Below are 15,932 nucleotides of genomic sequence, written 5' to 3'. Positions count from 1 at the left end.
CGCAAAGGCAACCGGCCGCGCTGCGGCGTCGCATCAATCGCGCTGGCCTGGCGCTGCCGCGCCCGCTGGGCACAGCCTGCGCCCCGCTGTTGGGTTTTGTTCGCGATGCAGCCGCATGCAAACGCCGCGATCAAGGCCGGCCGCAGCATCCCGCGTCGGCGACAACCGGCAGCAGCGCACCGCTGCCGGTATCACTCAGGCGTGCCCACCTACCGACGGCGTCTGCGCCTCCAGGCTCTCCAGTTCGCGCGCCACCGCTTCGGGCGACTTGGTGAATGGCGCGATCAGGCTGTAGAACGCAGGCACCACGTACAGCGACAGCAACGTGGACAGCGACACGCCGAAGATCACCACCACGCCGATCGTGGCGCGACTGGCCGAGCCGGGCCCGCCGGCCACCACCAGCGGAATCGCGCCGACCACGGTGGCGATCGAGGTCATCAGGATCGGACGCAGGCGCACCGATGCCGATTCCACGATCGCCTCATGCACGCTGCGCCCTTCGTCGCGCAACTGATTGGCGAACTCCACGATCAGGATGCCGTTCTTGGCCGCCAGCCCCACCAGCATCACGATGCCGATCTGACTGAACAGGTTGAGCGTACCGCCGGTGACCCATAACCCGACCAGTGCACCCAGCACTGCCAACGGCACCGTGAGCATGATCACCAACGGATGGGCGAAGCTTTCGAACTGCGCGGCCAGCACCAGATACACCACCAGCAGCGCCATGCCGAAGGTCAGCAGCACCGCGCTGCCGGATTGCTGGTATTCGCGTGATTCGCCCTTCCAGTCCACCTGCGCATACTCGGGCAATTCCTCGCGTGCGGTCTGCTGCGCCCAGTCGATCGCCTCGCCGAGCGGGTAGCCAGGCGCCAGGCCGGCACTGATGGTGATCGCACGCAGGCGGTTGAAGCGATTCAGGGTGCCGGCCTCGGCCACTTCGCTGAGCGTGACCAGGTTGGACAGCGGAATCAGCTCGCCACGCGTGGAACGCACGCGGATGGCGGTGAGGTCTTCCGGCGCCATGCGGCCTTCGCGGCCGGCCTGCAGCATCACGTCGTACTCCTCGCCGTTGTCCACGAACGTGGTCACGCGGCGCGAGCCCATCATCGCCTCCAGCGCGCCACCGATCGCGGTCACCGGCACGCCCAGATCGGCCGCACGCAGGCGGTCGATGTTGACGCGCATCTGCGGGCGGGTTTCCTTGTAGTCCGAGTCCGGGCCGACCAGGCCGGGATTGGCTTCCATGCGCTGCAGGATGCGGTCACGCCAATGTGCGATCTCCGCATAATCCGGCCCGCCCAGTACCAGCTGGAACGGCTGCCCGCGGCTGCGCACCAGCCCGCCGCTCACCTGCGTGCGTGCGCGCACGCCGCTGAGCACGTTGAGCTTTTGCTGCAGTTCGTCGGCCACCTCGGTGGTCGGGCGGGTGCGTTTCTCCCAGTCCTGCAGGAACACGCTGACCCGGCCGGTGTGCATTTCCTCGCTGCTGCCGAAGCCGCCCGGCACGCGCGGGTTGGCGCGCACGATGGGCTTGTCCGGGCCCACATAGGGGCCGAGGATCGCCTCGACCTGATGCATCTGCCCCACGGTGTAATCGAAACCGGCGCCTTCGGGCCCGTCGATCATGATCTGGAAATTACCGCGGTCTTCGGCCGGTGCCAGCTCGGAGGGAATCCGGCTCATCAACCATGCGCTGGCACCCAGTGCCAACAGCATCAACAGCGCGAAGATCCAGGTGCGATGCACGTGCCGCTCCAGCGAGCGACCGTACGCACCGGACACCGCCTGCATGCGGCCATCGAACCAGCGATGGAAGCGATTGGGCCTGGCCTGCCTATGCGAGCGCAACAGCTTGGACGACATCATCGGCGTCAGCGTCAGCGCCACGAAGGCGGAGATCGCCACCGCTGCCGCCAGTGCCACCGCCAGCTCGCGGAACAGGCGCCCGGTGTTGCCTTCCAGAAAGCCCACCGGCAGGAACACCGCCACCAGCACCGCGGTGGTGGCGATCACCGCGAAGGCGACCTGGCCGGTACCGCGCTTGGCCGCCACCAGGGGCGGCTCGCCCAGGTCGATGCGGCGCTGGATGTTTTCTACCACCACGATGGCATCGTCCACCACCAGACCGATACACAGCACCAGCGCAAGCAAGGTCAGCAGGTTGATCGAAAAATCGAACGCGTACAGCGCGATGAACGCGGCGATCAGACACACCGGCACCGTCACTGCAGGAATCAGCGCCGCACGTGCGCTGCCCAGAAACACCCAGATCACCACCAGCACCAGCACCACCGCTTCGATCAGCGTGTGATAGACGCGCTCCACCGCCGCATCGATGAAGGTCGTGGTGTCGAAGGCGACGAAGATGTTGGTGCCCTGCGGCAGCGATTTCTGCACCTCCTCGGCCTGCGTGCGCGCCTCGCGTGCAACGTCCAGCGCGTTGGCAGTGGAGTTGCGCACGATGCCCAGGCCCACATTGGGCACGCCGTTGCTCTGGAAGTAGGCGCGTCGCTCGGCCGAGGTCAGCTCGACCCTGGCCACGTCGCCCAGACGCACCACATAGCCGCCCTCGCCCTTGCTGAGCGGCAGCTTGGCAAAATCCTCGGGCTTGAGATAACTGCGCTCCACGCGCAAGGTGAAATCGCGCTGTGCCGATTCGATGCTGCCGGCCGGCAGCTCCACGTTCTCGTTCTGCAGCGCCGCTTCCACGTCGGCCACGGTGAGTTCGCGCGCGGCCAGTTGATCGCGGTCCAGCCAGATCCGCATCGCATAACGCTGGCGCCCGCCGATACGCACCTGCGCCACGCCGTCCAGGCTGGAGAAGCGGTCCACCACGTAGCGCTCGGCGTAGTCGGACAGCTGCAGCGTATCCATCGTGCTGGAGCTCATGTTGAGCCACAGGATGGGGTCGGCGTCGGCCTCGACCTTGGAAATCTCCGGCGGACGCGCCTGGTCGGGCATGCGGTCGGAGACGCGGCTGACCGCATCGCGCACATCGTTGGCGGCGGCTTCCACATCGCGCGACTGCACGAATTCGATACTGATATCGGAAGCGCCATTGCGGCTGCGCGCCTCGATGGTCTCGATGCCTTCGATGCCGGCCAGTGCGTCTTCCAGCACCTGGGTGATGCGGCTTTCCACCACCGCCGCCGAGGCGCCGGTGTATTCCACATCCACCGACACGATCGGCGGGTCGATCGCCGGCAACTCGCGCAAGGTCAGCCGGGTGAACGACATCACCCCCAGCACGATCAGCAGCAGGCTCATCACCACCGCCATCACCGGGCGGGTAATGGACAGGTCGGAGAGCTTCATCGTGCTGCCTGCGGGTGCGCCGCTGCAGATGCGGGGGCGGCCTGATCGACCACCTTCAGGCCCGGACGCAGCTTGCCGGTGCCGTCCACCACGATGCGCTCACCGGCCTTGACCCCGTCGAGAATCTCCACCTTGCCGTCGCGGCGCTCGCCCAGGCGCACGTCGGCGCGCTCCACGCTGCTGTCGGGCTTGACCCGGAACACGTAGGACTCGCGCCCTACCTGCACCACCGCAATTTCCGGGATCACCACCGCCTGCCGCGCCGGCTGGAACAGGCGCACATCCAGCAGCATGCCCGGGCGCAGGCGGCGATCGCCGTTGGGGAAATCCGCGCGCACCGTCACCGAGCGGGTGGTCTCGTCGATGCGCGAATCGATCGCCGCCACCACGCCTTCGAACTGCTGGCCCGGATACGCCGCCGCGGTGCCATTGACGGGGTTGCCGAGCTGCACCAGGCCGAACTGCGACTCCGGCACCTGGAAGTCCACGTACATGCGCGCCACATCGTCCAGCGTGGCGATCACCGTGCTGGAGGTGATCAACGAGCCCGGGCTGATCTGACGGATGCCGAGCACGCCGGAGAACGGCGCACGCACCTCGCGGTCGGTGATCTCCGCGCGCATCTGCTGCACGCGTGCCTGCGCCGCATCGCGCAGCGCGCGTTGCGTATCCACGGTGGATTTGGCCACCAGCTGCTGGCCAACCAGACTCAACTGGCGCCGGTACAGCTGATCGGTTTCTTCGAAGGTGGCCTGGGCGGCCGTCAGCGCCGCCTGCTGCGAATTGCCGCGCAGCCGCAGCAGCAACTGCCCGGCCTTGACCTCGTCGCCGCTGTCGAAATTGACCTGCTCCACCACATCGCTCACCGCCGCGGTCAGCGCCACCGATTCGCGCGCACGCACGGTGGCGATCGACTGCACGGTCGAGTTCCAGGGCTGGGTGGTCACCGCCTGCACAGAGACCGGGATGGGTTTTGCGGCGGCCGGCGCGGCGGCCTGACGGCTGCAACCGGCCAGCGCGACGGCCAACAAGAGCGCTGCGCCGAAACGCGCGCTGGGTCGAACAAGCATCGGAACATCCTGGCGGGGTACGTCGAAAGTTTAACGACCTAGCCGCCATGGAGTTGACAGAAAGGGCGTGCTTTGCACCATGACCAAAGACCCTTGCTGTCGTCGGCGCGATGCGCTGGCCAGCGCAGCCACAAACATGGCGGCGTGGTGCCGGACGGGGTGTGGCCGCCGCTTCGGCGCTGCATGCACGCATTCATGCGTGAGCTTTGCGTTGCCCACACCCACCTGACCCCTGCCGCTATGTCCTGTCAGCCACGCTCAGCGTTCCAGGCCGAGAAACGCGAGCACATGACGCGCCAGCGCCTCTACGTTCTCACCATCGGCGTGAAGATGGACCTCCGGCGCCTCCGGGGCCTCGTAGGGCGAATCGATGCCGGTGAAGTTGGGAATCTGCCCGGCCCGCGCCTTGCGGTACAGCCCCTTCACATCGCGCGCCTCGGCGACCGCCAGCGGCACATCCACGAACACCTCGACGAAGTCTCCGGCGTCGAAGCGCTCGCGCGCCAGCTGCCGCTCGGCGCGGAACGGCGAAATGAAGCTCACCAGCACGATCAGGCCGGCATCGGCCATCAGCCGCGCCACCTCGGCCACGCGGCGGATGTTTTCCACGCGGTCTTCGTCGGTGAAGCCCAGATCGCGGTTGAGCCCATGGCGCACGTTGTCGCCGTCCAGGATGAAGGTGTGATAGCCCAGCGCATGCAACCGCTTGTCGACCAGATTGGCGACAGTGGACTTGCCCGCACCCGACAAGCCGGTGAACCACAGCACGCGCGGGGCCTGGCCCTTGATGCGCGCGCGCGCGGCGCGATCCACGTCCAGATGCTGCCAGTGCACGTTGCCGGCGCGCCTCAACGCAAACTCCAGCGTGCCTGCGGCCACCGTGGCATTGCTTTGCCGGTCGATCAGGATAAAGCCGCCCAACACGCGGTTGCGCGCATACGGCGAGAACGCGATCGGCTCGTCCAGCGCCAGATTGCAGTAGCCCACCTCGTTGAGCTCCAGCCGCTTGGCGGCCAGCCGCTCCTGCGTGTTCACATCGACCTTGTGCTTGATCTCGCTGATGCTCGCGGTGACCGTACGCGTGCCGATCTTGAGCCAGTACGGGCGGCCCGGCAGCAAGGCGGCATCGTCCATCCACAGCAGATGCGCGGCGAACTGGTCGGCCACTTCCGGCGGGTCGTCGACGGCGGCGATGATGTCGCCGCGGCTGATATCGATCTCGTCGCGCAAGGTCAGCGTGACCGCCTGGCCGACACGTGCGCTGTCCACCTCGCCGTCGGCATTCAGCACCGATGCCACCTGTGTGCGCCGCCCGGACGGCACCACCACCACGGCATCGCCCACGCGCACCTGCCCGGCCGCGATGGTGCCGGCGTAGCCACGGAAGTGCTGATGGGGGCGATTGACCCACTGCACCGGCAACCGGAAGCCGCTGCCGGCTTCCGGCGTCTCCACGTGCACGGTGTCGAGATGCTGCAGCAGATGCGGGCCGCGGTACCACGGCATCCGCGTCGATGGGCTGGACAGATTTTCGCCAGCCAGTGCCGACAGCGGAATGCACTGCACATCGGCAATGCCCAGCTGCGCGGCCAACGCGCGATAGCCCTCGGCGATGTCGGCGAAGACCTGCGCGTCGTAGTCCACCAGGTCCATCTTGTTGACCGCCAGCACCACGTGGCCGATGCCCAGCAACGACACGATGTAACTGTGCCGGCGCGTCTGCGCCAGCAACCCCTTGCGCGCATCCACCAGCACCACCGCGACATCGGCAGTGGATGCACCGGTGGCCATGTTGCGCGTGTACTGCTCATGCCCGGGGCAGTCGGCGACGATGAACTTGCGCCGCTCGGTATCGAAATAGCGGTACGCCACATCGATGGTGATGCCCTGCTCGCGCTCGGCGGCCAGCCCATCCATCAACAACGCATAGTCGATACCCTCGCCCTGCGTGCCATGCCGACGGCTATCGCCCTCCAGCGCGGCAAGCTGATCGTCGAACAGGCGCTTGCTGTCGTACAGCAGGCGCCCGATCAAGGTGCTCTTGCCATCGTCCACGCTGCCGCAGGTGATGAAGCGCAGCAGCGGTTTGGCTTCGTGTTGATGCAGGTAAGCGCTGATGGCGCCGGGATTGGGGAGTGGGGATTGGGAATTGGCAAAGGCAGCTGCTTCCTCCGTTCCGTCCACGGCGAACCGCCGTTGCGAATCCCCAATCCCGAATCCCGATTCCCTGCCCATCAGAAATACCCCTCAAGCTTCTTCTGCTCCATCGACGCACCTGGCGCATGATCGATCATGCGGCCCTGGCGTTCGGAGCTGGTGCTGACCAGCATTTCGGCGATCACCGCTTCCAGCGTGTCTGCGGTCGATTCGATCGCGCCGGTCAGCGGATAGCAGCCCAGCGTGCGGAAGCGCACCGAGCGCAGTTGCGGCGTCTCGCCGTCGTGCAATGGCAGGCGGTCGTCGTCGACCATGATCCAGGCGCCGTCGCGCTGCACCACCGGGCGCGGCGCGGCGAAATACAGCGGCACCACCGGTATCCGCTCGCGGTAGATGTACAGCCAGATATCCAGCTCGGTCCAGTTGGACAGCGGAAACACGCGCACGCTTTCGCCGGGTTTGGTGCGCGCGTTGTAGAGATTCCACAGTTCCGGGCGCTGGTTCTTGGGGTCCCAGCGATGACGCGCGTTGCGGAACGAGAACACGCGCTCCTTGGCGCGCGACTTCTCCTCGTCGCGGCGCGCCCCGCCGATCGCCGCATCGAAGCCGCCCTGCTCCAGCGCCTGCTTCAGGCCCTGGGTCTTCATGATGTCGGTATGCACCGCCGCGCCATGGCTGATCGGGCCGACGTCCTGGGCGATGCCATCGGGGTTGATGTGCACGCGCAGGTCCACGCCGGTTTCGGCCGCGCGGCGGTCGCGGAAGGCGATCATCTCGCCGAACTTCCAGCGCGTGTCCACGTGCAGCAGCGGGATCGGTGGCGGCGACGGCGCGAATGCCTTGAGCAGCAGATGCAGCAGCACCGAGCTGTCCTTGCCCACCGAATACAGCATCACCGGGACCCGGAATTCGGCGGCGACCTCGCGCAGGATGTGGATGCTTTCGGCCTCGAGCCGATCCAGGTGTGACAGGGGCAGCAGGGTCATCGGGGTTCGTGGGCGTCGGCGGGCAGACCAGCCGATGGTAGGGCAAGGCGCCGCAGTGTGTGGCGCGGGCAGCCCGCACCCAAATAAGCGGCCGGCATAACGCGATAACGGCTCATCCTTTCTGGACGCGGCGGCGCTTCCATAACCTCACTGGTCTCATCAACCGCCCTGGATCCGAATGACCGCCGCCAGTTCCGCGCTACCGCCCAGCCCCTTGCCCGACGAGCGCAAGGCGCTGCTGGAACGGTTGGTCGACGGCCTGGATGCCGCGTCACTGTGGTGGCTGTCCGGTTACACCGCCGGCCTGGCACAAGGCCAACCGCCGCGGCCGCTGGCGGTGTTGCCGGGCGGCCAGCCGCATGTGCAGTCGCAGGAAAGCCGGCGCCTGACCGTGCTGTACGGCAGCCAGACCGGCAACGCACGTCGGGAAGCCGAGCAGCTGGCAGCCGAGGCCGGGGCCGCCGGCCTGAGCGTGCGTCTGCTGCGCGCCGACCAGTACGCCACCCGCGAACTGGCCAGCGAGCGGTTGCTCTACGTGGTCATCAGCACCCAGGGCGAGGGCGACCCGCCGGACGATGCGATCGGTCTGGTGGAATTTCTGGCCGGCCGCCGCGCGCCCAAGCTGCCCGAGCTCAAGTACGCGGTGCTCGGCCTGGGCGATTCCAGTTACGCGGATTTCTGCGGCATCGCACGCCGCATCGACGACCGCCTGGCCGAACTTGGCGGCAGCCGCGTGCAGCCGCGCGGCGAAGCCGACCTGGAGATCGACAGCGTCGCTGCGCCCTGGCGCGCGCAGGCGCTCAAGCACGCACGCGAGCAGCTCAGCAGCGGCCCGCCATCGGCCACCATCACGCCGTTGCGCAGCAGTGCAGCCGCACCGGCGTGGTCGCATCAGCAGCCCTTCCCTGCCGAACTGCTGGCCAACCAGATCGTCAGCGGGCGCGACTTTAAGGGCCCGCGGTTCCGCGTGTACGCATTGCCGAGCAAGCGCGTGCGCCATCTGGAACTTTCGCTGGAAGGCAGCGGGCTGAGCTACGAGCCCGGCGATGCGCTGGGCATCCGCCATCGCAATCCGCCCGCGCTGGTGGATGCGGTGCTGGAGACGCTGCGCCTGGATGGTCGTGCCGCGGTCACCGTCGGCGCCGAGACGCTGGCCCTGCACGAGTGGTTGGCCACCCGGCGCGAACTGACCAAGCTGTCGCGGCCGCTGCTGGCCGCCCATGCAGAGCGTGCGCGCGCCGACGAGCTGCAAGCGCTGCTCACCCCCACCCAGACCGCCGGCCTGGCGTCGTTGCTCACCGATCACCAGCTGATCGACGTGCTGCGGCGCTGGCCGGCGGATTGGGACCATGCCGGCCTGCTGGCCGCGCTGCGTCCGCTCACCCCGCGCCTGTACTCGATCGCCTCCAGCCGCAAGCGCGTGGGCGAGGAAGTGCATCTGGTGGTGGACGAACTCACCTACCAGGCGCACGGGCATGCGCACCTGGGCTCGGCCAGCGGGTTTCTTGCCGCCCTGCACGAGGGTGATACCGCACCGGTCTACATCGAGCCGAACGAACGCTTCCGGGTGCCGGCCGATACCGACCGCGACATCCTGATGATCGGCCCGGGCACCGGCGTGGCGCCATTCCGCGGCTTCGTGCAGGAACGTGCCGAAACCGGCGCCAAAGGCCGCAACTGGCTGTTCTTCGGCGCCCAGCATTTCAACACCGATTTCCTGTACCAGGCCGAATGGCAACAGGCCTTGCAGCGCGGCGAACTGCACGCGCTGGAGCTGGCGTTCTCGCGCGACCAGGCCGAAAAGATCTACGTGCAGCATCGCCTGCGCGCGCGCGGCGCCGAGGTCTACGCCTGGCTGCAGGGCGGTGCGCATCTGTACGTGTGCGGCGCCATCGGCATGGGCAAGGACGTGCATGCCGCCCTGCTCGACATCGTCGCCACCCACGGCGCCCTGGATGCGGAAGCCGCCGCGGCGTATCTCACCCAGCTGCAGGTGGAGGGGCGGTATGCGCGCGATGTCTATTAGTGCTGGGAATCGGGATTGGGGAATCGGGAATCGGTACAGCCCGCAACTGACCTCACCTGGCAGACCAAGCAGCTTTTTACGTTTCCCTATTCCCCATTCCCGATTCCCATGAGCCACTCCGTCGAAGACATCAAATCCGAAAGTCGCCGTCTGCGCGGGTCGCTGCAACAGAGCCTGGCCGATGCGGTGACCGGTGCGCTGCGCGAGGACGATCAGACCCTGATCAAGTACCACGGCAGCTACCAGCAGGACGATCGCGATATCCGCGATGAGCGGCGTCGGCAGAAGCTCGAACCGGCGTATCAGTTCATGATCCGCACCCGTACGCCGGGCGGAGTGATCTCGCCCACGCAGTGGCTGGCGCTGGATGGCATCGCCACGCGGTACGCCAATCATTCGCTGCGCATCACCACGCGCCAGGCGTTCCAGTTTCATGGCGTGATCAAGCGCGAACTCAAGGCGACCATGCAGGCGATCAATGCCACCCTGATCGATACGCTCGCCGCCTGCGGCGATGTGAATCGCAACGTGCAGGTCGCCGCCAATCCGCTGCTGTCGCAGGCGCATGCCACGCTGTATGCCGATGCCGCGCGGGTGTCCGAGCATCTGTTGCCCAACACCCGTGCGTATTACGAGATCTGGCTGGACGAAGAGCGCGTGTCCGGCTCCGGCAACGAAGAGGAGCCGATCTACGGCGACCGTTACCTGCCGCGCAAGTTCAAGATCGGCTTTGCCGCGCCGCCGCTCAACGATGTGGACGTGTTCGCCAACGATCTGGGCTTCATCGCGATCCTGCACGAGGGCGAATTGCGCGGCTACAACGTCAGCATCGGCGGCGGCATGGGCGCCAGCCATGGCGATGCGGAAACCTGGCCGCGCGTGGCCAATGTGGTCGGATTTGTCACCCGCGATCAGTTACTGGAGGTGGCCACCGCCGTGGTCACCACGCAGCGCGACTTCGGCAACCGTACGGTGCGCAAGCGCGCGCGCTTCAAGTACACCATCGACGATCACGGCCTGGACACCATCGTGGCCGAGATCGAGCGGCGTGCCGGCTTTGCGCTGCAACCTGCCAGGCAGTTTGCGTTCGAGCACAACGGCGACCGCTACGGCTGGGTCGAGGGCGACGACGGGCTGTCGCATCTGACCCTGGCCCTGCCTGCCGGACGCATCGCCGATACCGACACCGCTGCGCACCTGAGCGGCCTGCGGGCGATCGCGCAATTGAACGTCGGCCAGTTCCGCATGACGCCCAATCAGAACCTGGTCATCGCCGGCGTGCCGGCCAGCGAGCGCGCGCGCGTCGATGCCCTGGTCGCGCAGTACGGCCTGGATGCCGGCAACCACGCGCCCACCGCGTTGGCACGTGGCGCAATGGCCTGCGTGTCGTTGCCGACCTGCGGGCTGGCGATGGCCGAGGCCGAACGCTACCTACCCGATTTCAGCACGGCCCTGCAGCCGGTGCTGGAGCAACACGGGCTGGCCGACACCCCGATCGTGCTGCGTCTGTCCGGCTGCCCGAATGGCTGCTCGCGCCCGTATCTGGCCGAGATTGCGCTGGTCGGCAAGGCGCCCGGCCGCTACAACTTGATGCTGGGCGGCGACCGCCGCGGCCAGCGTCTGAACACGCTGTACCGCGAAAACATCACCGAAGCGGACATCCTCGCCGCATTGGAACCGCTGCTGGCGCGCTATGCGGCCGAACGCGATCAGGCCGGCGACGAAGGCTTTGGCGATTTCCTGCATCGCAGCGGCCTGATCGCCCTGCCGCCCTACCCCACACACCGTCGCCTCGACCTGGAATTGCTCGCATGACCGCGCTGCCCGCAACACCGATCACCGCTTCGGCGCCGGACGATCTGGAGGCGCTCAACGCGCAACTGGAGGGACTGCGCGCCGACGAGCGCGTGGCCTGGGCACTGCAACACGGCCCGCAGGAGGCGGCGCTGTCGTCCAGTTTCGGCGCGCAGTCGGCGGTCACGTTGCACCTGCTCACCCAGCAGCGCCCGGACATTCCGGTGATCCTGATCGATACCGGCTACCTGTTTCCGGAAACCTACCGGTTCGCCGACGCGCTGGCCGACCGGCTCAAGCTCAACCTCAGGGTCTACCGCCCGCTGGTCAGCCGTGCCTGGATGGAGGCGCGCCACGGCCGCCTGTGGGAACAGGGCATGGTGGGCATCGACCAGTACAACAACCTGCGCAAGGTCGAGCCGATGCGGCGCGCATTGAACGAGCTCAACGTGGGCACCTGGTTCACCGGCCTGCGCCGCAGCCAGTCTGGCGGCCGCGCGCAGACGCCGATCGTGCAAAAGCGCGGCGAGCGCTACAAGGTCAGCCCGATCGCCGACTGGACCGATCGCGACGTGTGGCAATACCTGCAGGCGCACGACCTGCCCTATCACCCGCTGTGGGAGCAAGGCTACGTGTCCATCGGCGACTTTCACACCACGCGGCGCTGGGAACCTGGCATGCGCGAAGAGGACACCCGCTTCTTCGGGTTGAAGCGCGAGTGCGGCATCCACGAGGACATCTGAGCGCGGCGCAGTGCGCGCTCGTTACGAAGCTGGCATGCACCACGACGCGTCGAGTTTGCCGGTAGGCACACCGCCGAGCGCGTCCCTGACTCGGCGGGTCTGCAGCGCATTGAGGTGACGCGCACGTATTCATGGCGCGAGAACGCGTGCCTGACTGCGCTGCATCCAGTAGCGGTCAAACAGCCACATCAGCAACAACGACACCCCGACCAGCGGGAAGATCAGCCCGCAGATCACCAGCAGCGCCAGCAGACCGCGCAGCGTGCGCGGATCGGCCGGCAACGGCGGCACCCCCAGGCCGCCGACCGGGCGACGCTTCCACCACATCACCGCCGCGCTCACGCACAGCAGCACGATCGCCACACACGCCAGCAACAGGATCACCTGGTTGGCAGTACCGTATTGCTGGCCCAGATGGACGTTGATGCCCCATTCCAGCGCGCGTCCCACTGGCCCGTAATCCCGATAACGCATGTCCAGCAGCACCGCGCCGCTGTACTGGTCCAGATGGATCACGCGCTGGCGCTGCAGGTCGGCCGGATAGACCGAGGCGGTGTACACCCCGGTAGCGCCACGCGGTGGCGAGACGCTGTAGCCCGGCACGATGCCGAGCGCCTCGAACCGCGCCATCGCCGCATCCAGCCCGATCGCACCGTGCCCGGGCGCAGCGCCACTGCCGGTGTCGCCGTGGGCGGCATGTTCCGAATGGACTGCATGTTCCGCGTGTTCCGCGTGTTCCGCATGTTCCGCGTGTTCCGCGTGTTCCGCATGTTCCGCATGTTCCGCATGTTCCGCATCCGCCAGCGTCACCCCCACCCGCCCGTCATGCAGACCCTCATCCACCCCCGCGGCTCCACGCCCAGGCACCACAGACGCCGGCACACGCGCCTGCCGCAACGACCACGCCGGATCGGTCGTCTCGGACAAGCGCTGTTGCGACATCGGCTGCTGTACCCGCAGCCCGGCCGGATACCCGAAATCCTGCCCATTGACCCAGCGGTTGACCTGCGCGCCCCACAGCCACGACCACGGCATCCCGGTCAGCGCCAGGAACAGCAACACCGCACCGACGCTGGCACCGGTGAGCGCATGCAGGTCGCGCCAGAACAGCCGCTGCCCCGGCTTGCCGCGCACGCTGACCACCCCGCCGCGGCGCCCGCGCGGCCACCACAGATACACGCCGGTCAACACCAGCACGATCGCCCAGCCCGCCGCCATTTCGATCAAGCCGCGCGCAAACGGCCCGATCAACGCGAGACTGTGCAGCCGGCGAATCGTCCAGGCCAGGGTGCCGTGCTCGGCAAGCGCGCCGAGCACGCGTGCGCGATACGGGTCGACATACACCACCTGCCGCACAGCGTGCGTGTCGACCAGCCCGATCTCGGCACTGGCATCGGCGCGTGCCGGCGTGGTGTAACGAAACAAGCTGCCGCCGTACCTGCGCTGCGCCGCATCGACCAGGCGTTGCGCAGACACCCGCACCTCGCCCACCGGCACGACCTTCAACCCATGGTGCACGCTGCGGTCGATCGCGTCCTGATACAGGAACGCCGCACCGGTCAGCGCCAGCCAGGCGACGAAGGGCAGCACCAGCAACCCGGCATAGAAATGCCAGCGCCACACCGCGCGATAGAAGTGCCAGCGGCCGTCGCGGTGCGGATCGGTGACGCGGCCATCGCCCATGATTGTGCGCATCAGAAACTCCAGTCCCACGACAGCGACAACGCACGTCCATCGCCCGGCGAATAGCCGGAACTGCCGGTGTCGTACCACGCATACACATACGCGCGATCGGTGACATTGCGCAGCTGCAGGCTGAGCGCATTGCGTGCATCCATGTTCCAGCGCGCGCCCAGATTGAGCAGGGCGTAACCACCGGTGCGGCCCAGCGTATTGCTGCGCTCCAGATAGTAATCACCTTGCGCATTGCCCCAGGCGCTCAGCTGCACGGCCGCAGTGAGCTGCCATTCCAGCCCGGACGTGGCAAGCCAGTGCGGCACGTTCTCGATCTCCTTGCCGCGCGTGGCCGGCGCACTCGGGTCGGGCGTGGCGATGCTGGCCTTTTGCCGCGAATACGCCATCCAGGCCCGCCAGTGTTCGGCCGGCTGCAGATTCAGTTGCGCATCCCAGCCGCGCCGCAGCGTGCGCCCGACATTGGCCACATCGCCGACACCGGCCACGCCATTGACGCCCAGGATGGTGGCAACTTCCCCGGAAGCGCGTTGCTCCCAATACGCCAGGCGGCCGTCCATCACCGCCGATGGCGCAAACTTGAAACCGGCCTCCCAGCCGTCATTGATCGACGGGCCGAGATTTGCCGGCTGGCGACGGTACGTACCGTCGCCGCTGCCGATCTGGAAGCTGCGCCCCCAGTTCGCGTACACGCTGCTTTGCCCGGCCAGCCGATAGCTGCCACTGAACTTGGGCTGCTTGATGGTGCCATACTCGTAAGCGGGTGCGTGGATGCCGGCACGCACATCGTGCAGCTGCCCATCGACACGGTCGATGCGATAGCCCGGCACCAGCTGCAGCCGCTCGATCGGAGTCAGCACCGCCTGCACGTAGGCCCCGCGCGTGCGCAGGTCGTAATCCCAATCGCGCAATTGCGCGCCGCGCACCCGTACCACCGTGCGGTAACGCTGCGACTGATTGTCCTGCCACTGCGCATCCACGCCGGCTTCCAGATTGGCCGCCAGCGCGCCCCAATCCAGCTGCCAGTTGCCGCGCAACAGCATGCCGCGATGGGTCTCGTCGGTATCGCGTTCCTGCTGCAGGCCGGCTGCGGAAAAGCGCACCCAGCGCCGATTGCGGTAGTCGTTCTGGTAGGCCTTGGCGCTCCACTGCGCGGCGGCGCCCAGCGTGCCGTCCGCATGCAATGCGGTCTGCCGCAACTGGCGTTCGCTGCGATCGTCCTGCGCATAAGCCGGCGAACTGCGTGGCGCCGCGCGTGCGCTCGCCGCATCCAGATAACCGGCTTCCAGTGCGTGATTGTCGTAGTAACGCGTGGTGAGCCCGGCACGCAAGCCGCCATCGGGGTCGGTATAGAACCACTTGCCGGCCACGCTGCGTTTGCGCGCGTCGGCGTGCTCGCGATAACCATCGGAATCGCGCCAGGCCAGCACATAGTTCTGGCTCCATGCGCCATGTTCGAACCCCTTGCCCAACTGCACCTCGCGCGCACCGAAGCTGCCAGCCGTCACGCTCAGGCGGCCATCGTTGCCGCCGGTGCGGGTCAGCACATCCACGCTGCCGGCGATCGCATGCAGACCGTAGCGCGCATCGTTGGTGCCGCGCACGATCTCAATCGCGCTGATGTCCTGCGCAAACACCGCATCCAGATACGGCATGCCGCCGGCGTTGTCGTTGCTGGGGACGCCGTCGATCAGCAGCTTCACCGCATTGATGCGCCCCTCGCCATTGAAACCACGGAACGAAAACCGCCCCGCGTCGGTGCCCATGCGGAACTGGGTGACCTGCACCCCCGGCGCGCGCATCAGCAGCTCCCAGCTGTAGTCCACGTGTTGATCGTGCAGCAGCTCGCCACCGATCACATCCACCGAACTCAGCACGCGTGCGGTGCTCGGGCTGCGCCGGGGCTGCGCGTTCACCTGCACCTTGCCCAGGGTCAATGCCGCATCCTGCGCCTGTACATTGCAGGCAGGTCCCCACACCAGCGCCAACGATGGCGCGTACCACAGCGTTTTCAATAATCGCAACCGCATGACCAACCCTTCGCCGTGCCGGCACGGCAGCACCGCCGTGCGCCGCGGCAACACAGCGGGCACAGGCATCACTTCAGAAAAACGGGTCGTCCATGCAGCTGCGTGCAGGCGCG

Annotated in this window: 9 protein-coding genes; 3 read left to right on the top strand and 6 right to left on the bottom strand. The window is 67.2% G+C overall.

Translation table 11 applies throughout. The features are described from left to right. Positions 1-195: 195 nt before the first annotated feature. From FHT09_RS02740 to cysD, 4 genes are all read right to left on the bottom strand, one after another. Positions 196-3,321, bottom strand: a complete 3,126-nt coding sequence (locus FHT09_RS02740) for an efflux RND transporter permease subunit (protein WP_104604956.1) — start codon at positions 3,319-3,321, stop codon at positions 196-198. Beyond that, on the bottom strand, positions 3,318-4,391 hold the full coding sequence (locus FHT09_RS02735) for an efflux RND transporter periplasmic adaptor subunit (RefSeq protein WP_047130381.1): 1,074 nt from the start codon (positions 4,389-4,391) through the stop codon (positions 3,318-3,320). Before FHT09_RS02735 ends, FHT09_RS02740 begins: the two co-directional genes overlap by 4 nt. Positions 4,392-4,649: 258 nt before the next feature. After that, on the bottom strand, positions 4,650-6,626 hold the full coding sequence (cysN, locus tag FHT09_RS02730) for a sulfate adenylyltransferase subunit CysN (protein ID WP_104604960.1): 1,977 nt from the start codon (positions 6,624-6,626) through the stop codon (positions 4,650-4,652). Further along, positions 6,626-7,534 carry a sulfate adenylyltransferase subunit CysD gene (gene cysD, locus FHT09_RS02725; protein WP_104604962.1) on the bottom strand — a complete coding sequence of 303 codons (909 nt, stop codon included), beginning with the start codon at positions 7,532-7,534 and terminating at the stop codon, positions 6,626-6,628. The genes cysN and cysD overlap by 1 nt, the downstream gene beginning before the upstream one ends. Before the next feature lie 178 nt (positions 7,535-7,712). Between cysD and FHT09_RS02720 the strand changes: the two genes are divergently transcribed. The 3 genes from FHT09_RS02720 to FHT09_RS02710 all read left to right on the top strand — a co-directional run bounded on the left by FHT09_RS02720 (position 7,713) and on the right by FHT09_RS02710 (position 12,097). Continuing rightward, complete coding sequence (locus FHT09_RS02720; protein ID WP_104604965.1) at positions 7,713-9,560, top strand: assimilatory sulfite reductase (NADPH) flavoprotein subunit; 1,848 nt, start codon at positions 7,713-7,715, stop codon at positions 9,558-9,560. Positions 9,561-9,668: 108 nt separating this feature from the next. After that, a complete protein-coding gene (gene cysI, locus FHT09_RS02715) occupies positions 9,669-11,375 on the top strand; it encodes an assimilatory sulfite reductase (NADPH) hemoprotein subunit (protein WP_104604967.1) in 1,707 nt (568 codons plus the stop codon). Then, positions 11,372-12,097, top strand: coding sequence for a phosphoadenylyl-sulfate reductase (locus tag FHT09_RS02710; RefSeq protein ID WP_104604969.1), 726 nt, complete (start codon positions 11,372-11,374; stop codon positions 12,095-12,097). Before cysI ends, FHT09_RS02710 begins: the two co-directional genes overlap by 4 nt. Before the next feature lie 129 nt (positions 12,098-12,226). Here FHT09_RS02710 and FHT09_RS02705 read toward each other — a convergent pair whose 3' ends face one another. Next, positions 12,227-13,792 (bottom strand): PepSY domain-containing protein, encoded by a 1,566-nt coding sequence (locus FHT09_RS02705; protein ID WP_104605189.1) that lies wholly within the window; start codon positions 13,790-13,792, stop codon positions 12,227-12,229. Continuing rightward, positions 13,792-15,795, bottom strand: a complete 2,004-nt coding sequence (locus tag FHT09_RS02700) for a TonB-dependent receptor (RefSeq protein ID WP_181141241.1) — start codon at positions 15,793-15,795, stop codon at positions 13,792-13,794. The genes FHT09_RS02705 and FHT09_RS02700 overlap by 1 nt, the downstream gene beginning before the upstream one ends. Between the last annotated feature and the right edge of the window lie 137 nt (positions 15,796-15,932).

Origin of the sequence: Xanthomonas sp. CFBP 8152 (assembly GCF_014199025.1) — a bacterium.
GTDB lineage: Bacteria > Pseudomonadota > Gammaproteobacteria > Xanthomonadales > Xanthomonadaceae > Xanthomonas > Xanthomonas arboricola_B.
Note: the sequence above shows the minus strand (reverse complement) of the source record. Positions and strands in the feature narration are given on the sequence as shown.